The 17,852-nt window shown below is 36.7% G+C and carries 18 protein-coding genes; 3 read left to right on the forward strand and 15 right to left on the reverse strand.

Annotated features, from left to right (window positions below; all coding sequences use genetic code 11):
* Positions 1 to 45 precede the first annotated feature (45 nt).
* From ftsA to mraZ, 12 genes are read right to left on the reverse strand one after another with little or no spacing between them, the layout of a single operon-like run.
* Positions 46 to 1,377, reverse strand: coding sequence for a cell division protein FtsA (gene ftsA, locus BST92_RS02845; protein ID WP_105070091.1), 1,332 nt, complete (start codon positions 1,375 to 1,377; stop codon positions 46 to 48).
* Positions 1,378 to 1,381: 4 nt separating this feature from the next.
* On the reverse strand, positions 1,382 to 2,095 hold the full coding sequence (locus BST92_RS02850) for a cell division protein FtsQ/DivIB (RefSeq protein ID WP_105070092.1): 714 nt from the start codon (positions 2,093 to 2,095) through the stop codon (positions 1,382 to 1,384).
* Positions 2,085 to 3,452, reverse strand: a complete 1,368-nt coding sequence (murC, locus tag BST92_RS02855) for a UDP-N-acetylmuramate--L-alanine ligase (protein WP_105070093.1) — start codon at positions 3,450 to 3,452, stop codon at positions 2,085 to 2,087. The genes BST92_RS02850 and murC overlap by 11 nt, the downstream gene beginning before the upstream one ends.
* Complete coding sequence (gene murG, locus BST92_RS02860; protein ID WP_105070094.1) at positions 3,445 to 4,533, reverse strand: undecaprenyldiphospho-muramoylpentapeptide beta-N-acetylglucosaminyltransferase; 1,089 nt, start codon at positions 4,531 to 4,533, stop codon at positions 3,445 to 3,447. The genes murC and murG overlap by 8 nt, the downstream gene beginning before the upstream one ends.
* Complete coding sequence (locus tag BST92_RS02865; protein ID WP_105070095.1) at positions 4,520 to 5,725, reverse strand: FtsW/RodA/SpoVE family cell cycle protein; 1,206 nt, start codon at positions 5,723 to 5,725, stop codon at positions 4,520 to 4,522. Before BST92_RS02865 ends, murG begins: the two co-directional genes overlap by 14 nt.
* Positions 5,726 to 7,084, reverse strand: coding sequence for a UDP-N-acetylmuramoyl-L-alanine--D-glutamate ligase (gene murD, locus BST92_RS02870; protein ID WP_105070096.1), 1,359 nt, complete (start codon positions 7,082 to 7,084; stop codon positions 5,726 to 5,728).
* Entirely contained in the window at positions 7,084 to 8,319 is a 1,236-nt protein-coding gene (mraY, locus tag BST92_RS02875) for a phospho-N-acetylmuramoyl-pentapeptide-transferase (protein WP_105070097.1), read from the reverse strand. The genes murD and mraY overlap by 1 nt, the downstream gene beginning before the upstream one ends.
* A gap of 10 nt (positions 8,320 to 8,329) precedes the next feature.
* Positions 8,330 to 9,796: a UDP-N-acetylmuramoyl-L-alanyl-D-glutamate--2,6-diaminopimelate ligase gene (locus BST92_RS02880; RefSeq protein ID WP_105070098.1), complete on the reverse strand. Its 1,467-nt coding sequence runs from the start codon at positions 9,794 to 9,796 to the stop codon at positions 8,330 to 8,332.
* Entirely contained in the window at positions 9,793 to 11,784 is a 1,992-nt protein-coding gene (locus tag BST92_RS02885; protein WP_105070099.1) for a penicillin-binding protein, read from the reverse strand. Before BST92_RS02885 ends, BST92_RS02880 begins: the two co-directional genes overlap by 4 nt.
* Positions 11,771 to 12,100, reverse strand: coding sequence for an FtsL-like putative cell division protein (locus tag BST92_RS02890; protein ID WP_105070100.1), 330 nt, complete (start codon positions 12,098 to 12,100; stop codon positions 11,771 to 11,773). Before BST92_RS02890 ends, BST92_RS02885 begins: the two co-directional genes overlap by 14 nt.
* A gap of 2 nt (positions 12,101 to 12,102) precedes the next feature.
* A complete protein-coding gene (gene rsmH, locus BST92_RS02895; RefSeq protein ID WP_105070101.1) occupies positions 12,103 to 13,017 on the reverse strand; it encodes a 16S rRNA (cytosine(1402)-N(4))-methyltransferase RsmH in 915 nt (304 codons plus the stop codon).
* Positions 12,992 to 13,459, reverse strand: a complete 468-nt coding sequence (gene mraZ, locus BST92_RS02900; protein ID WP_105070102.1) for a division/cell wall cluster transcriptional repressor MraZ — start codon at positions 13,457 to 13,459, stop codon at positions 12,992 to 12,994. The genes rsmH and mraZ overlap by 26 nt, the downstream gene beginning before the upstream one ends.
* 297 nt (positions 13,460 to 13,756) lie before the next feature.
* Between mraZ and BST92_RS02905 the strand changes: the two genes are divergently transcribed.
* Together BST92_RS02905 and yihA are read left to right on the forward strand one after the other, a co-directional pair.
* The gene (locus BST92_RS02905; RefSeq protein WP_105070103.1) at positions 13,757 to 14,521 is read left to right on the forward strand and encodes an alpha/beta fold hydrolase; all 765 of its coding nucleotides are present in this window, start codon (positions 13,757 to 13,759) and stop codon (positions 14,519 to 14,521) included.
* 86 nt (positions 14,522 to 14,607) lie between these two features.
* The gene (yihA, locus tag BST92_RS02910; RefSeq protein WP_105070104.1) at positions 14,608 to 15,210 is read left to right on the forward strand and encodes a ribosome biogenesis GTP-binding protein YihA/YsxC; all 603 of its coding nucleotides are present in this window, start codon (positions 14,608 to 14,610) and stop codon (positions 15,208 to 15,210) included.
* On the opposite strand, the gene BST92_RS02915 is transcribed toward yihA, so the two are convergent.
* From BST92_RS02915 to gldB, 3 genes are all read right to left on the reverse strand, one after another.
* The gene (locus BST92_RS02915) at positions 15,211 to 15,459 is read right to left on the reverse strand and encodes a DUF3820 family protein (protein ID WP_105070105.1); all 249 of its coding nucleotides are present in this window, start codon (positions 15,457 to 15,459) and stop codon (positions 15,211 to 15,213) included. It abuts the gene before it with no gap.
* 110 nt (positions 15,460 to 15,569) lie between these two features.
* Positions 15,570 to 15,908 carry a gliding motility protein GldC gene (gene gldC, locus BST92_RS02920; protein ID WP_105070106.1) on the reverse strand — a complete coding sequence of 113 codons (339 nt, stop codon included), beginning with the start codon at positions 15,906 to 15,908 and terminating at the stop codon, positions 15,570 to 15,572.
* Positions 15,908 to 16,894, reverse strand: coding sequence for a gliding motility lipoprotein GldB (gldB, locus tag BST92_RS02925; protein ID WP_105070107.1), 987 nt, complete (start codon positions 16,892 to 16,894; stop codon positions 15,908 to 15,910). The genes gldC and gldB overlap by 1 nt, the downstream gene beginning before the upstream one ends.
* A gap of 74 nt (positions 16,895 to 16,968) precedes the next feature.
* On the opposite strand from gldB, the gene nadE reads away from it, so the two are divergent.
* Positions 16,969 to 17,757 carry an NAD(+) synthase gene (nadE, locus tag BST92_RS02930; RefSeq protein WP_105070108.1) on the forward strand — a complete coding sequence of 263 codons (789 nt, stop codon included), beginning with the start codon at positions 16,969 to 16,971 and terminating at the stop codon, positions 17,755 to 17,757.
* The last annotated feature ends 95 nt before the right edge of the window (positions 17,758 to 17,852 follow it).

Here is a 17,852-nt window from a genome sequence, read left to right on the forward strand (position 1 = left end):
AGCTCTCTTAATTCTATTTCTTTAATTCTATTTTCTAGTCTACAATTACTCTGCATTATCTAAAAAATCCTTCAATTTTGTGGTCCAATTTTCAAAGAATCCACGTTTTTTACTTTCTTGAACTTCAGGTTCTGGTTGATCAATTTCTTCAACTTCTACAATGGGTTCTTCTATTACTTCTTCTACCGGTTGCTCTTCTAATTTAGCATTGAGGTAGCCGTCTTCTAATCCTTTCATTACTAATCCTACTGCAGTTGCAAAAACTGGACTTGTACTTTCTGCATCGCTATCACCAGCTAGATGTTCATTAGGATATCCTATACGGCTAGGCATTCCTGTAACATACTCTGCTAGTTGCTTGATATGCTTTAACTGGCTACCACCACCGGTAAGCACAACACCTGCAATAAGTTGCTTTTTAGGATCATCGTGACCGTAATTTTTAATTTCTACAAACACGTTTTCTAAGATCTCAATCACTCGAGCATGAATAATTTTACTCAAATTCTTAAGTGTGATTTCTTTAGGCTCGCGACCACGTAATCCTGGAATAGAAACAATTTCATTTTCTTTATTCTCACCAGGCCATGCACTACCAAATTTTGTCTTCAACAATTCTGCCTGCTTTTCTATAATAGAACAACCTGCTTTAATGTCTTCAGTAATAATATTTCCTCCTTGAGGAATGACCGCTGTATGACGTATGATGCCATCCTTAAATATAGCTAGATCTGTTGTCCCACCACCTATGTCGATAAGTGCCACTCCAGCTTCCTTCTCTTCTTGACTCAATACAGCATCTGCACTAGCTAGTGGTTCAAGTGTAATTTTCTTAAGATCTAAATCTGCACTCTTTACACAGCGATAGATATTTTTGATAGACGCTACCTGACCAACAACGACGTGAAAATTTGCTTCTAATCGACCACCATACATACCTATAGGCTCTTTAATCTCTGACTGACCATCGATTTTATATTCCTGTGGCAGTACGTGAATAATTTCTTCACCAGGCAACATGACTAACTTATGAACCTGACCACATAAGGTATCTATATCTGATTGGTCAATAACCTCTTCAGAATTACCTCTAGTGATATAATCACTGTGCTGTAAACTGCGTATGTGTTGACCTGCAATACCTACCGTTACTTCCTTTATCTTGATACCACTTACAGCCTCTGCCTGATCAACAGCTTGCTGAATAGACTGAATAGTCTGTGTAATGTTATTGACAACACCTCTATGTACTCCAAGGCTTTTTGATCTTCCTACACCTAGAATTTCAAGTTTGCCGTACTCATTCTTACGACCTATCATGGCCACAATCTTTGTGGTCCCAATGTCCAGTCCTACTGCATATTCTTGTAAATCCATTTCCTTACTTTTTAATACTAACGACCTGATTTTTATACCTCAAGTCGATCGTTTTAACTTGATTTAAGCGATTATCTTTTTCCATTTTTGCAATAAACGCTTTATAGTTCATCGCCTTGTGTTGTAAATCTTCTATTTTACCTAATAAGATGTCATGATCATGAGCTCTTATTTGCATAGTAACTTCTCCTTTTTTATCAAAAGAAATTTGTGTTATGGCAGGCTTTAAAAACGGATCTTCATTTATAAAATTGATCAGTTTAAAAAGTTTTTCATTAAATATTTCTTTATAACCATATACCAGCGGAACAAAAGCTGTATGCTCTGGCGATAAAGGCATAATTTTATTATCTGCATCTAGATATACTTGAGAAGATAACATTAACCTTGCGATAGGCATGCGCTGCTCTACTAGCACATTTACTTCACCTTCTAAAGAAACGGAAACCTCTGCACCTCTGATCATTGCGTTATCAATCAAACGCAATTCACCTTCATTCAAATCTAAATTTTCTAACGCTATAGATTCCACACTGTCAATATTTTGTATCAACAATTTATTAACGTTTTTTTCAGAGATGAATAACGCCTTACTATCTGTAAAAGAAATAGTTACATCTTTAACCGTTCTTTTCTCAAATCGATGACCCGCAAAAGCATATGCGCTGAATATCAACACCATACACAAACCATATTTGATTACGCTTTTAATGCTCATTATTCACCGGTTTAATTATCAACTTTTTTATCTCTACACCTATATCTCCTGCACCTATCATAACCACTACTCGAGTATTCATTTCTTCAATAAACTCTGCTATATCATCTTTTTCTAGAACAGTGATGACCGTAGGCTTTTCATCTAATTTTTGAATTTTACTACACAGTACTTGAGAAGTAACACCTTCCATAGGTAACTCTCTAGCCGGATAAATATCTAGTAATGCTACTTTATCAAATTGAGCTAGACTAAGCACAAAGTCATCCATAAAATCATTAGTTCGAGAAAATAAATGAGGCTGAAAAATAGCTAGTACCTCTTCTTCTGGATACATCTCTCTAACGGCTTGATGAACGGCATTTATCTCTGTAGGGTGGTGGGCATAATCATCAATAAGAACTCTATCATCTGTGTTTATTCTATATGTAAACCTGCGCTCCACTCCTTTAAAAGTTCCTAGTACTAGTTTTAATTTATCGATAGAGACGCCATACTCGATAGCCATTGCAAGGGCTAGAAGCGCATTTGATAAATTATGCTTGCCTGGCAATTGTAAGCAAAATCCTTTGTAAACATCTCCTTCAATTTGTAAATCAAAATGATAAGCTCCACCTGCAATTACTATGTTAATCGCTTGATAGTTGCCATGTATTAACCCTACTTTTATACCATCTATAGCAACCTGTTCATTTACTAAAAGCTTCTTATCTTTTAATAATGCGGCAAAGTCATGGAACGTTTTTTCAAAAGTCGCCACGTCGCCATAGATATCTAAATGATCTGCATCTATAGCGGTTATACCAGCAATATCTGGGGATAATTGCATGAATGACCTATCGAACTCATCTGCCTCAACAACCATAACATCTGTACCAGAACATAAATAGTTAGTATTATATTCTTCTAGAATACCACCACAGAATGCGGTTACCTTAACATCACTTTTATAAAGCAAATGCGCAAGAATCGCACTAGTTGTAGTTTTCCCGTGTGTTCCAGCAACCGCTAGACAGGTCATCGTTTGTGAAATCTGTCCCAATAATTGAGCACGTTTGAGGATAGGTACTCCGCTTTCGCGAAAGCGTAATAATTCATCCATCGTGGCTGGAATAGCAGGTGTAAAGATTACTTGAGCCGTTTCAGGATTTTTAAATTCAGCTGGGATACTATTGAAGTCATCATTGTAATGGATATCAATTCCTTCTTCCTCTAATTGTTTTGTGAGCGAAGTGATGACCTTATCGTAACCTGCCACTGTTTTACCTTGTTCATTTAAATAACGCGCGAGAGCACTCATCCCGATACCACCAATACCGATGAAATAAAAATGTGTGATATGTTGTAAACTAGTCATTAATGATAGATTCTAACTGGTTAACAATACCTATAGTAGCATGTGGTAATGCCAGTTGTTTAATCTGTGACGACAGATTGCTTTGCAAACCAGAATCTGTAATCAAACCTTTCCATATGGTATTGAAATTTTGATCTATATCTGTTTCTTTAACTAGCAAACCAGCACCTTTTTCTACTACGGCAAGTGCGTTTTTTGTCTGGTGATCTTCTGCAACGTTAGGTGACGGAATAAAAATCACTGGTTTCCCGACAATGCACAGTTCTGAAATCGTTCCTGCACCAGCTCTAGAGATTATAAAATCTGCGGCACTGTATGCGAGATCCATCCTGCTTATAAAGGCATGGATCTGTACGGTTGCAATAGCTCTATTCTTATACTGATCATAATAAAATTTACCGCATTGCCATATGATTTGTACATCGCTTGAGATACTTCCTAATTGATTGTCTATAAGTTGATTGATCCGACGAGCTCCTAAACTACCTCCTAAAACCAATAACGTTTTCTTTGAAGCATCAAGGTTAAAGTGTTGAAGCGCCTGTTCTCTTTTTGAATCTATATCTAATAAATCTTGACGAACAGGATTACCAGTAAGAACAATCTTTTCTTTAGGGAAGAATCGATCCAGCCCTGTACTGGCAACACAAATCTTCTGTACTTTTTTAGATAGCAGTTTATTAGTAATTCCTGGATAAGAGTTTTGTTCTTGAATTAAACATGGAACACCTTTCATACTAGCCATTTGTAATAATGGTCCACTAGCGTATCCACCAGTTCCTATGGCTGCAGTAGGTTTAAACTTATTGATAATGCGTCTAGCGTCCCATAAACTTTTTGTGACCTTTAATGGAAATGCAAAATTATCTAGGGTAAATTTGCGTTGCAAACCACTAATCCATAGACCTTTTATATCATAACCAGCCGCTGGAACTTTTTCCATTTCCATACGATTACTGGCTCCTACAAAAAGTATCTCGCAATCTGGCCAGCGACGCTTGCATTCATTTGCAATAGCAATCGCTGGATATATATGACCGCCTGTGCCGCCACCTGATATGATAAATTTATAAGGCTTCACTTAATACATCTAAAGGGTTCAACTCTTCTTCATTTAATTCTGCTTCCTGTTTGCGCAGTGTTTGTCTTTTTGAACTCACACTTAAAACAATACCTACGGCCATACAGGTCATCCATATGGAAGTACCACCACTACTGATGAGTGGTAATGTCTGTCCTGTTACAGGAAATAAATTAACCGCAACACCCATATTCATCAATGCTTGGATGACTATAGGCAACCCTACTCCAATGACGAGTAGACTACCGAAAATGGTTTCGGCTTTATTTGCGATGACGACTACTCTAAAAAGAAAAAATAAATAGACAGCAAGAACTACTAAACCACCCATTAAGCCAAACTCTTCTATTATAATCGCATATATAAAATCACTTGAGGATTGCGGTAAAAAATGTTTAGTAGAACTTTTCCCTGGGCCTACACCAAAGGGATATCCATTTGCAATAGCCGTTTTTGCTTTCTCGACCTGATAGATAGAATCACTATCTCCATCACCAGCAAAACTGGCAATACGAGAAGCCCAAGTATCTACACGATTAGGCAGTAAGCCTGGAAAAGCCTTTGCTGTTAATACAAACAATCCTAGTCCTATAATTCCGGCTCCTATAATGGCTAGCAAGTATTTCCATGGATAACCACCTATAAAACATAAAATCAACACCATTAAAAAGATCAATGCTGTTGTAGAAAAGTTAGATGGTAGAATCCATATCAAGGTGAAACCAACAGGAAACCATAACGGCCAAAGCGACTGCTTAAATGTGACCACTTTATCTTTAATACCACTTAAATATTTAGCAACGTATGTCATTAAGACAACAGAGGCAAGTGTACTAGTTTGAAAACCTACACCTATAACCGGTATGCGTATCCATCGACTAGCATTTGCTCCATCCATTGTTGTCCCTTGTAATGCTGTATAAATAAGCATTAAAATTACAAACGGTAGCAACATAACACTTAAACCTTTAAACCAATTGTATGGTATTTTATGAACCGCATAAGCAATGCTTAATCCTAAGACTAGATGCACAAAATGTTTTATGATATACTTTGCCGTATCACCTTCTCCACCATTAAGATAGGCAAGGTTACTACTAGCACTATACACTGGTAAAAAAGAAAATATAGCAAGCGCCAGGACTAGTGCCCACAAAAATAAATCACCTGATATGTATTCTTTGATTTTCATTTACAATGCTCTCACCGCATTTTTAAATTGTCTACCACGATCTTCATAATTTTCAAAAAGATCAAAACTTGCACATGCAGGAGAAAGCAACACATTATCACCTGGACCAGCGAGTTTATAAGCCACACGCACAGCATCTTCCATTGATGATGTTTCCACCATGTTATCGACACAACTACCAAATGCCTCAACAATTTTTGAATTATCAGTTCCTAGACAAACTATAGCTTTCACATTTTTATTTACTAATGCATACAACTCGCTGTAATCGTTACCTTTATCAACACCACCTACAATCCATACAGTAGGTTTTTCCATACTATCTAACGCATAATATGTAGCGTTAACATTTGTAGCTTTAGAATCATTGATATACTGCACCTTATTGATTTTAAGCACTTGTTCTAGACGATGTTCTACTCCTTGAAAAGAAGCAAGACTTTGTCTTATAGTTTCTTTACGTATTTGAAGCAATTTTGCAGTGGTAGCCGCTGCCATTGCATTTGCAGTATTGTGCTGTCCTTTAATTGATAAATTTTGAATAGGCATAGTAAATGAGTTTGTATCTAGGTTAATGTTGATGTTTTGATCTTTTATATAAGCTCCATATTCCAGCTGTCTTTGCATGCTAAACGGAACTAATTTTGATTTGGGTTGATAAATTTTAAGAGCTTCAATTATAGCAGGATCATCTGCGTTGTATATCAAATAGTCTTGCTCATCTTGATTCATAGCAATGCGCATTTTACTTGCTACATAGTTTTCAAATTTGTAATCATATCTATCAAGATGATCTGGTGTAATATTTAGTAAGACAGCGATTTTAGGCTTAAAGGTTTTTATACCATCTAATTGAAAACTACTTACCTCTAGGACTCTATATTCTGCAGGCGCTTCTGCAACTTGCGCGGCATAACTTTGCCCTATGTTACCACCTACAGAAACATTAAAATCTGCTATTTGTAGTATGTGACCTATTAAACTAGTCACCGTAGTCTTACCATTACTACCAGTTATGGCAATTTCTACCTCATCTGTAAATCTTGATGCAAATTCAATTTCAGAAATAACAGGTATATCAGCTTCTAGGATTTTTTGAACAATAGTTGCTGTATCAGGTATACCAGGACTTTTTACTACAACATCTGCATTTAGAATCTGCTCCATATCGTGTCCACAGGTTTCATGCGGGATATGTTGATCTAGTAACGCTTTCGCGAAAGCGTCTTTCAAAACACCACCATCGCTTAAAAAGACATCATGACCACGTTGAGTTGCTAGCATAGCGGCTCCTACACCACTCATGCCGCCACCTAATATGACAATGCGTTTTTTGTTATTTGTTTGAAGCCAGCTCATTACCTTACTTTAAGTGTTACAATACTGATAATAGCTAGCAAAATCCCAACAATCCAGAATCTTACAACGATTTTACTCTCATGAATTCCTTTCTTCTGATAGTGATGATGTAGCGGTGACATTAAGAAAATACGTCTTCCTTCACCATATTTTTTCTTTGTGTATTTGAACCAACTCACCTGCATCATTACAGATAAATTTTCCATTAGAAACACCCCACAAAGTATAGGGATTAATAGTTCTTTACGTGTAGCGATGGCTAGCACCGCGATAATACCACCAATAGTTAAACTACCCGTATCTCCCATAAATACTTGTGCTGGATAGGTATTATACCATAAGAAACCGACTAGCGCACCGGTAAAAGAAGTAATAAACACTACCATCTCACCAGAATTAGGAATATACATGACGTTTAAGTAATCAGAGAATATAATATTACCCGATATCCATGCAAAAAGAGCTAAAGTAATAACCGCAATAGCACTAGTTCCTGCTGCAAGACCGTCGATACCATCTGTCAGATTTGCACCATTTGAAACCGCTGTAACAATAATTATGACAATAGGAATAAATATTAACCATGCCCATGCCGCAAGACTAGGATCGATCCAATCTATTAAAGAACTGTATTCAAATTCATTATTTTTAAGAAAAGGAATTGTTGTTTTAGTAGATTGAATAGCTTCACCAAAAGCTACTGGCAAATCTGTACGTTCCATAATTTCTTGAGCGGCAATAGGGTCAGTAATTTCTTCTTTGATAGTTATACCTGGATGAAAAAACATAGTTGCTCCCACGATAGCACCTAAACCTACCTGACCTAATACTTTAAATTTACCCTTTAAACCGTCTTTATCTTTTTTAAATACTTTTATATAATCATCTGTAAACCCAATTAATCCCATCCATATGGTGGTAATGATTAATAAGACTACATAGATATTATCCAGTTGTGATAATAAAAATACTGGTATTAATGTCGCCAGTATAATAATCACTCCACCCATAGTAGGTGTTCCGGCTTTTTCTGATTGCCCTTCAAGACCCAAATCTCTAACCGTTTCCCCAACTTGTTGTCGTTGTAAAAACTTAATAATGCGCTTTCCATAAACTGTAGATATCCCTAAGGATAGTAAAAAGGCTATAGCTGCTCTAAACGTAATGAAACCAAACAAGGATGCTCCAGGAAACTGGAACTGCTCTTCTAGATATTTAAATAAGTAGTATAACATTTATGAATGGTTATTTATTAAGTTGTTTTAGTAAGTCTGCTACAATCAGGCGGTCATTAAAATCTAATCGCACACCGTTAATCTCTTGATAAGTCTCATGACCCTTTCCAGCGATAAGAATTATATCATTTTCTTGTGCCATTTGTACTGCTGTTTTTATGGCGTTTTTACGATCAGTAACGGTTAGTGTTTTTTTAAAATCTATAGGTTCCACTCCAGCCTCCATATCTGCAAGAATGACATCTGGATTTTCAGTACGAGGATTATCGCTTGTAAAAATTACCTGATCACTAAGTGATGCAGCAATATTTGCCATTATTGGTCTTTTAGACTTATCTCTATCACCTCCACAGCCCACAACGGTGATTAATTTCTCATTGCGAGTACGGATGGCGTTGATCGTCTCCAGCACATTTTTTAACGCATCTGGTGTGTGAGCATAATCTACAATCGCAGTTATGCGTTGTGCGGCAGTAGTGAAGTATTGAAACCTTCCAGAAACTCCATCGAGTTGAGAAATCGCCTCTAACACCTCTGTTGAATCAAGACCTAGTTCAATTGCACATCCATAAATCGCCAATACATTATATGCATTAAACTCACCAATCATCTTAGTCCATAGTTCCTGATTGTTGACTTTTAATTGTAAACCACCGAATTGATTTTCAATAATCTGAGCACGATAATCTGTATAAGTTTTAAGAGCATAGCCCAGCTTACGTGCCTTTGTATTTTGCAACATGAACTCACCATTTTTATCGTCTCGATTAGTAATTGCAAATGCCTGAGAAGGCAGCATATCAAAGAAACGTTTTTTTACATCTCTATACTCTGCAAAGCTGTTATGATAATCTAGGTGATCATGTGTTAAATTAGTAAACATACCACCTACAAAATGCAGACCGGTAACTCGTTCTTGATCGATACCGTGACTACTCACTTCCATAAAACAATAATCAACACCAGCATCTCGCATGCTCGCAAGATGACTATTGATAGTTAACGGGTCTGGAGTTGTGTGTTTAGTAGGAACAACTTTACCGTCAATTAATATCTCTACAGTTGAAATTAATCCTGTTTTAAAGCCTAGTTTTTTAAATAACTGGTATAATAAACTAGTTGTAGTTGTTTTACCATTTGTACCTGTAACACCAATTAATTTTAAATCTTTAGAAGGATTGTCATAATAATTTGCGCCTATAAGTGCCAAAGCTTCATGAGCGCTATTTACTTGTACATAAGTCACATTTTCTGACCGGTAATCTGGCAAGTCTTCTAGTATAACAGCCTTTGCACCATGAGCTACTGCTTTTTCAATAAATTGATGACCATCTACTGCTGTACCTTTGAGCGCTATAAAAACATCTCCCGAATTTATCGCTCTAGAGTCAAAGTGCACTTGGGACACAGCAATATCTGTAGGACCAATGACCAACTCCAAGCTCACTTTATACAATAAGTCTTTTAAATTTCTCATGACAGAGTTAATATTATTTGATCATTAGTCTTTACTCGAGTGCCTGGTGCAGCACTTTGTTCTTTTACCTTGCCTTTACCTTTAAGCACTACTTTAGCTCCTAGATTCTCAAGTAAGGTAAGTGCGTCCATAGCATCCATACCTTTTAAATTAGGTATCTTATTTGACGTTGATTGAGCTTGTGTGTAAAATGCTTCTTGAGACTTTATAATATCATCTGGAGCAATTTCTGGCATAGGCACTTCATCAAGCATAGGGTTATTTGCATAAATCTTTTGAGCAATTTTTTTAAATACTGGACCAGCGACTATATTACCATAGTAGCCTTTGGTTGTATTGGGTTTATGTATAACAACTATGCAGCTATATTTGGGCTCATCTGCAGGAAAGTAACCTGCAAAAGAAGCTATATATTCTAATTTTTTAGTCTTATCACCATAACCAGTCTGACAGGTCCCAGTTTTACCTGCCATAGAAAAACTTTCAGAGTAAAGATTATCGGCTGTACCACGTTTTACAACATTTTCCATCATCACCTTAACCTTGCTTACAGTCTCTTGAGAACAGATAGACGGATTTAAAATGCTGCGATCGTACTTTTCAATTAACTGATCTTTAGAACGAACTTCTCTTATCAAACGCGGCTTAACCATCACACCATTGTTAGCAATTGCGTTATAAAATGTCAACGTTTGTAGAGGCGTTATATGGACACCATAACCAAAAGCCATCCACGGCAACGATATACCATTCCAATTTTCATCTTCGGGATGTGGGATTCTAGGAACTCCTTCTCCAGTAATTGATAAATCGAGTCGTTTATTTAACCCCATACTATAAAGACGATCCACATACCTAGCACTTGCATCTTTTCCTTTATAATTATCAGTCACCATTTGGACCAATGCTGTATTTGAAGAAACTTCAAATGCTCTAGCGACACTTATTTTACCATAACCGCCATATTTAGAATCTGTCACGTTACGACCATAATAAGATATTTTTCCTCCTTTAGTATCAAAAACAGTACTAGTATCAACAACTTTATCTTCAAGCGCTGCAACTACACTCATTAACTTAAAAGTTGATCCAGGCTCGTGGGATTCCCATACCGCATAATTGCGTTTTTCAAAGTATTTACCACTTTCTCCACGACCTAGATTAGAGAGTGCTTTTATCTCACCTGTTGCTACTTCCATAACCACCGCCGTCCCATGCTCTGCTTGAAAATATTCTAGCTGTTCCAATAAAGCATGGTGAGCTACATCCTGCATGTTAACATCTATAGTTGTGTAAACATCAAACCCATCCTGTGGTTCAATCTCATTAGCACCGCTGATAGGCTTCCATTGATTTTGAGAAATCTTTTGTTTTTGACGGACGCCGTTACTACCTCTCAGATATTGAGAAAATGCTCCTTCCAGTCCTACGGGCGCACTACCAGGTCGATCATAACCCACAATACGCTCTGCCATTTTACCTAAAGGATGCTCTCTTACAACACGTTGTTCTACAATAATACCACCACGAAAAGGTCCTTTTCTAAATAGAGGAAAAGACTTTATTTGAATGTAATCACTATAATTTAAATTCTTAGTAATCATTAAATATCGATTACGATTATTGCGTGCAGTACGCAACTTTTTAGAGAAATAAGATTTTGGGCGGTTTAGCTTTCGCGAAAGCGAATCACTCAATGCTCCTATGTATTCATTAAAATCTGCCTCGCTAGGCGCGACTGCATCAAATCTGATATCATACTTTGAGATAGATGTCGCTAATAATTGCCCATTTGCATCATATAAATTCCCACGATTCGCAGGAATGGTGTCATTCTTAAAAATACGCTGCTCTGCATTGGCGCGATACTTATCACCATCAATGAATTGGATATTTATAATCTTAACAACAATTCCTAGGGCAATGATTAAAAGCACTGCACCTACCATGTAGATTCTATTCAGTATGCTTTTTTCAGTTGTTGCCATCTGTTGTTGATTTAACGATTATTTTTTGCGGTGGGTTTTTTGCTGGTGCAATACCGCGGTTTTTTAATTTAGTAGCAATAGTGGACTCCATTTGCAGAAACATCAACTCACGCTGACCATCTACATACTGACTACGCAATTCATTTTCTTGCTCTGCAAGCTGTCCTATGTAATGCACTTTTTTCTCAAAACTATGTCCAGTGTAGATCATGACAATAGACAGAAATACTGCAAAAATGATGAAGCGCCAGTTTTTAAACGCATCATCATTAGTCAGGAAACTACCCTTTAATATGTCATAAACTTTAAACGCCATAACTACTCTTCAATACGCTGCGCGATACGCAATTTTGCACTACGCGCACGATTATTTTCTTTAATCTGAGCTGCTGTAGGAACTATAAGTTTACCCACTTTTTTAAAGGGCACACTCACTCTACCGAAAACATCTTTTTCTGGCTCACCTTGAAAAAGACCATTACGTATAAAACGCTTTACCGGTCGATCTTCTAAAGAATGATAGGATATAACACTAAGCCTACCACCTACTTTTAATATTTCTTTGGACTGTGTTAAAAACTCTTCTAACACGTCCATCTCTTGATTCACTTCAATGCGTATTGCTTGAAATACCTGAGCTAACATTTTATGTTGTACACGTTCAGGCACAAAAGGCGCACATATTTCTTTTAATTGAGCCACTGTTTCAATAAGCCCTTCATTGCGCTTTGCCATTATCGCTCGTGTTAACTTTGGAGCGATACGCAATTCCCCATATTCTTTAAAAATACGGTTGAGGTCGTCCTCGTCATAATCATTAACAACTCTTACCGCGTCTAATTCATTTTCTTGATTCATACGCATATCTAACCTAGCATCAAATCGAGTAGAAAAACCGCGATCTGCCTCATCAAATTGATGAGAACTAACACCTAGATCAGCAAGAATACCATCCACCTCTTTCACACCATACATGCGTAAGAAACGTTTCATGAATCTAAAGTTTTGATTAATCAATGTAAATCGAGGATCATCAATCACATTCTCTAAAGCATCCAGATCTTGATCAAAAGCAAACAATCTACCGTGCTCACCCAATCTAGAGAGTATCTCACGTGAGTGACCACCACCACCATATGTTACATCAACATATACACCTGATGGATTAATCGCAAGCCCGTCAATGGACTCCTCTAACAATACCGGACTATGATAAGAACTCTGTTGTGTCATCTCCCATTACTTCTTCTGCGAGATCAGCAAAATCTACTGCAGCCTCATCAATAGCCTGCTCATAGCTCTCCTTATCCCATATTTCTATAATATTAATCGCACTCGATACGGTGAGATTTTTAGTGATACTAGCGATTTGTATTAAATCCTTAGGGATTAATAATCTTCCATTTGCATCTATTTCTACGGTTTTTACACCAGCAGTAAAACGACGTATGAAGTCGTTATTCTTTTTCTTAAATCGATTGAGCTTATTCATACGCACCATCATTTCATTCCACTCTTTCATGGGATACAACTCTAGGCAAGGCTGGAACACAGAACGCTTGAGCACAAAGCCCTCTTGCAAGACTGGTGCTAGCTGCTTTTTCAATGAAACTGGCATCATAAAACGCCCTTTAGCATCGATTTTACACTCGTATGTTCCTAAGAAATTGATCAAACCTAATGAGTTATTAATTCAAATATAAAATTAATACTCCACAATTTACCACTTTTTACCACATTGTTAATAAAACGACCTTTTTCTGAATAACTACGGGACTTATGAACAATTTACATGAATACGCGTAACTAATAATTCACGGTTTTTTAATTTCGATTTTATAGAAACACGTCTTAAAAATCACAAAATGTGTCACAAAGTGGGATTCTAAAAAAATACCGCTATCCACATTTACAATGCATGCATTATATAATGCAAATAAGCTATATTTGCTTACTGTACTAAATACAGTATATGACGCAAGAGCTGATTACCGAAGGAAAATTTGAATACTTTGCCACTGGCGAAGGAACACCTATAATCATTTTACATGGTTTAATGGGAGGATTAAGTAATTTTCAAGGCGTGATCGACTATTTCCCATCTAGTGGATATCAAGTTGTAGTACCGTCACTGCCATTATACAGCATGCCATTATTAAAAACCAGTGTAGGCACATTTGCAAAATACATCAATGAATTCATTGACCATATGGGCTGGAATGAAGTTATTCTCTTAGGAAATTCTTTGGGTGGCCACATAGGCTTAGTGACTACAAAGTTGTTTCCAGAAAAGATAAAAGCTCTAGTGATAACAGGTAGCTCTGGACTTTATGAGAGTGCTATGGGTGAAAGTTATCCTAAACGCGGTAACTATGAATACATTAAGAAAAAGGCTGAAGGCGTTTTTTATGACCCAGCGGTTGCTACTAAAGAAATCGTCGATGAGGTTTTTGGTGTTGTAAATGATCGCAATAAGTTAATCAAAACACTTGCAATCGCAAAAAGTGCCATACGTCACAACATGGCCAAAGACCTTCCTAAAATGCCTACTCCTACTTGTATTATATGGGGAAAACAAGACAGCGTAACACCACCAGAGGTGGCTACTGAATTTCATGAAAAGCTACCTAATAGTGACCTTTTCTGGATTGATAAATGTGGACACGCTGCGATGATGGAGCACCCAGACGAATTTAATAAAATACTTGCTGGCTGGCTGCAAAAAAGAGAATTATAGAGAATTTATAACCTCTACTCTTTACACTTACTTCATTTACCTATTCTATTAGTCTAAAAAACTGAGGACTAACTTATCTTTGACACATGAAAATAACTAGTTCAGAATTTGTAATTTCTAACCAAGACGTTAAAAGATGTCCTGATAGCAAGTTACCGGAATATGCTTTTATAGGACGCTCTAATGTGGGCAAGTCTTCTTTAATCAATATGTTGACTAACAAAAAAAGCCTAGCCAAAACATCTGGCCGTCCAGGAAAAACACAGCTGATTAATCATTTTTTAATTAATAAAACCTGGCACCTTGTAGATTTACCAGGTTATGGATATGCTAGAGTATCTAAAACTAGTAAGGCAAAATTTCAAAAATTTATTACTAATTATTTTCAACAAAGACGTCAATTAGTTTGCGCTTTTGTACTAGTTGACGTGCGCCACGAGCCGCAACCTATAGACACAGAATTTATGGAGTGGTTAGGTGAGAATGGCATTCCCTTTGGGATTGTATTCACTAAAGCTGACAAGCTCAAACCCAACGCCCTAGAACGTAATGTTGAAGCTTATAAGAAGCAATTACTAGATGGTGTGTGGGAAGAAGTACCTCCTTACTTTGTGACTAGCTCCAGCAACGGTACTGGTCAAGAGGAACTACTTAACTACATAGGTGAAATTAACAACAGCTTAAATTAATTAGAACACGGGTCGATCATTAACCGTTTTGCGACGTATTTCTCTTAAAATATCTTCAATACCATTGACTTTCATGTCATATACGGTTGTCATATAACGTCCCAACTTACCAGCTGGAAAGCCTTTTCTATTGAACCATACATAATACGGCTCTGGCAATTCACTTAAGTATCTACCTTTATGCTGACCGAATGGCATTTTATACCAGGCCAGTTCTATCAATTGTTTATGATCAAAGAATGGTTCCAATTTAAAATATATAGTATCCTAGGGAACATAGATATGTAAAACCCATGAACTAAATGATATTATTAAAGATAAAAACTTCTAGGTTTGGTAATAAAACCTCTAAAAGCACACTACTTCTTCTTCAATTCTAGCTTCTCTGCAAAATAATCACAAAAATCAATCATCGTATCTCTCATCTTATCATCATTAGTAGCACGGTGATAAGAGTCTGCCATAGAAACTAGTGTTTGATGAAAGAATACTCTCATTTCATCAACTGGCATATCTTTAGTCCATAAATCAATACGGAAACTTTCTTTCTCTATAGAATCCCACATAGAAACCATCATTGCTTTAGCCTCTGCACCAGTAACGCCACCATCTGGCGCACTCCATCTAATTTGTTCTGGGACACGATTCTCATCTAATTCTATCCCTATTTTTATCTCTGATCTATGATTTTGAGCCATTATTGTTTTGGTTTATATCCTGATTTATTAAAAATAACATCTGCTGGTAAAGTAAGCATCGCGTCTAGTGGAGTATCATTATTCTCCATATAAGCTTTAACAATGCGATAACCTATGTACTGTCCTACTCCACCTGGAGTGTTTTGATCGACTTCTAAGTAAAATTTTGAGAATGGAGCTGGTAATATAAAACGGGATTGCAGCTTAGGATCAGTACTATACAACAGGTTCTCGTCAACAAAAAAACTCCACATTTGAGATTCATTATTAACTGTAAATTCATATTTCTCTGGCGCATATTTAAAAATCTGGTCTCCCGTAGACTGAGGTGCAAACAATTGTTGTAAGTAGTGCAACTTACCATAATACACCATAGACCCTAGTAATGTTCTATCCATAGATGGTGGGACAAAAAGATAAGCATATGCTAGACCTATGTCTGCCGGTAAATGATCAATTTCTAAACCTACCTTTTGATACTTATTGATACCTGCATAAAGATCATGATCTTCCCCTAAATACGTATCAATTGCAATTAGTAATTGCGATTGAGTAGGTGTTATTTTACGCCTATAATCCACTTCAGAAAGCACCGTTACAATATCTGGAGTTGCAAATTCTGGAAAATAATACTCTACATGTCTAAAAACATTATCAACCTCATCATGTAATTTTTGATAGTCAAATTTGCGATCGTTAACAGCATTTTCAAGCACAGTTTGTATAGTGTCTACACCTGTCAACTTTGCAATCCACACACTATCTGCATATTGTTGCGGGAACAACATGGGATAGGTTTGTTTTAGATCATTTAAATCATCGATAGTCGATTCAGCAAATTCTTCATGAAACAATTTGAGTTCAGACTTTACAGGTATAGCCGCTATTTCTTGCTCTAACCTTGATGAATCGTTGCACGATGATAGTATGAATAACGCTTTCGCGAAAGCGAGATATTTAAAACCTCTATAAATCTTATACTTCATAGTCCTATAACGACGCTTTTTTTAATTAATTTTAAGGCTGCAAAAATACAGCTAATCTATATCAATTAAAGACTATGAAAGTAGATAAAGTAACAGATCACATTGTAACATGGCTTAAAGACTACGCTACTAAAGCTAGAGTTAAAGGATATGTCGTAGGAGTAAGTGGTGGAATCGATAGTGCGGTTACCTCAACCCTATGTGCTATGACTGACCTAGAAGTATTATGTGTTGAAATGCCTATACACCAGCATCAAGATCATGTTACTCGTGCTCAAGAGCATATTAAACAATTAAAGTCGAGGTTCAATAATGTAGGTGATGTGCGTAGTGATTTAACTCCTGTTTTTGACACATTTATAGATAACATGCCAGCTATAGATGATAGCGCATTAGTAGATTTAACTCGTGGAAATACACGTGCCCGTTTAAGAATGACCACCTTATACTATCATGGTGGTGTAAACGGTTTGCTAGTAGCTGGGACCGGTAATAAGGTTGAAGATTTTGGCGTTGGATTTTACACAAAATACGGTGATGGTGGTGTAGATGTAAGCCCTATTGCAGACTTAATGAAGAGCGAGGTTTATAAAATAGGTCAACATGTATTAGTACCAGACAGCATTATGAATGCTGCTCCTAGTGATGGCTTATATGGAGCCGAGCGCACTGATGAGGATCAAATAGGCGCGAGTTATGACGAGCTTGAAATGATAATGAATGAGATTGATAATGGTAAAACAGCAGCTGATTTCTCTGGCAGAAAACTAGAAGTATTCAATCTATATTCACAATTGAACAAAAAAAATCAGCACAAAATGAACCCGATACCAGTTTGTACCATACCAGAAAAACTTAAGTAATCAGACTTAACAGTCTAATAAGCAAGGAAATACTTACATACAAATAGATTGTAAAGCATAATTAAACGTTGTATATTTGTACTTACAAATACCCC

It is taken from the genome of Nonlabens arenilitoris, assembly GCF_002954765.1.
GTDB lineage: Bacteria > Bacteroidota > Bacteroidia > Flavobacteriales > Flavobacteriaceae > Nonlabens > Nonlabens arenilitoris.

What these genes read in the sequence shown, in the direction of transcription:
- ftsA (WP_105070091.1), bottom strand. Translation starts at nt 1,377, where the DNA reads ATGGATTTACAAGAATATGCAGTAGGACTGGACATTGGGACCACAAAG.
- BST92_RS02850 (WP_105070092.1), bottom strand. Translation starts at nt 2,095, where the DNA reads ATGAGCATTAAAAGCGTAATCAAATATGGTTTGTGTATGGTGTTGATA.
- murC (WP_105070093.1), bottom strand. Translation starts at nt 3,452, where the DNA reads ATGACTAGTTTACAACATATCACACATTTTTATTTCATCGGTATTGGT.
- BST92_RS02865 (WP_105070095.1), bottom strand. Translation starts at nt 5,725, where the DNA reads ATGAAAATCAAAGAATACATATCAGGTGATTTATTTTTGTGGGCACTA.
- murD (WP_105070096.1), bottom strand. Translation starts at nt 7,084, where the DNA reads ATGAGCTGGCTTCAAACAAATAACAAAAAACGCATTGTCATATTAGGT.
- mraY (WP_105070097.1), bottom strand. Translation starts at nt 8,319, where the DNA reads ATGTTATACTACTTATTTAAATATCTAGAAGAGCAGTTCCAGTTTCCT.
- BST92_RS02880 (WP_105070098.1), bottom strand. Translation starts at nt 9,796, where the DNA reads ATGAGAAATTTAAAAGACTTATTGTATAAAGTGAGCTTGGAGTTGGTC.
- BST92_RS02885 (WP_105070099.1), bottom strand. Translation starts at nt 11,784, where the DNA reads ATGGCAACAACTGAAAAAAGCATACTGAATAGAATCTACATGGTAGGT.
- BST92_RS02890 (WP_105070100.1), bottom strand. Translation starts at nt 12,100, where the DNA reads ATGGCGTTTAAAGTTTATGACATATTAAAGGGTAGTTTCCTGACTAAT.
- rsmH (WP_105070101.1), bottom strand. Translation starts at nt 13,017, where the DNA reads ATGACACAACAGAGTTCTTATCATAGTCCGGTATTGTTAGAGGAGTCC.
- BST92_RS02905 (WP_105070103.1), top strand. Translation starts at nt 13,757, where the DNA reads ATGACGCAAGAGCTGATTACCGAAGGAAAATTTGAATACTTTGCCACT.
- yihA (WP_105070104.1), top strand. Translation starts at nt 14,608, where the DNA reads ATGAAAATAACTAGTTCAGAATTTGTAATTTCTAACCAAGACGTTAAA.
- gldC (WP_105070106.1), bottom strand. Translation starts at nt 15,908, where the DNA reads ATGGCTCAAAATCATAGATCAGAGATAAAAATAGGGATAGAATTAGAT.
- gldB (WP_105070107.1), bottom strand. Translation starts at nt 16,894, where the DNA reads ATGAAGTATAAGATTTATAGAGGTTTTAAATATCTCGCTTTCGCGAAA.
- nadE (WP_105070108.1), top strand. Translation starts at nt 16,969, where the DNA reads ATGAAAGTAGATAAAGTAACAGATCACATTGTAACATGGCTTAAAGAC.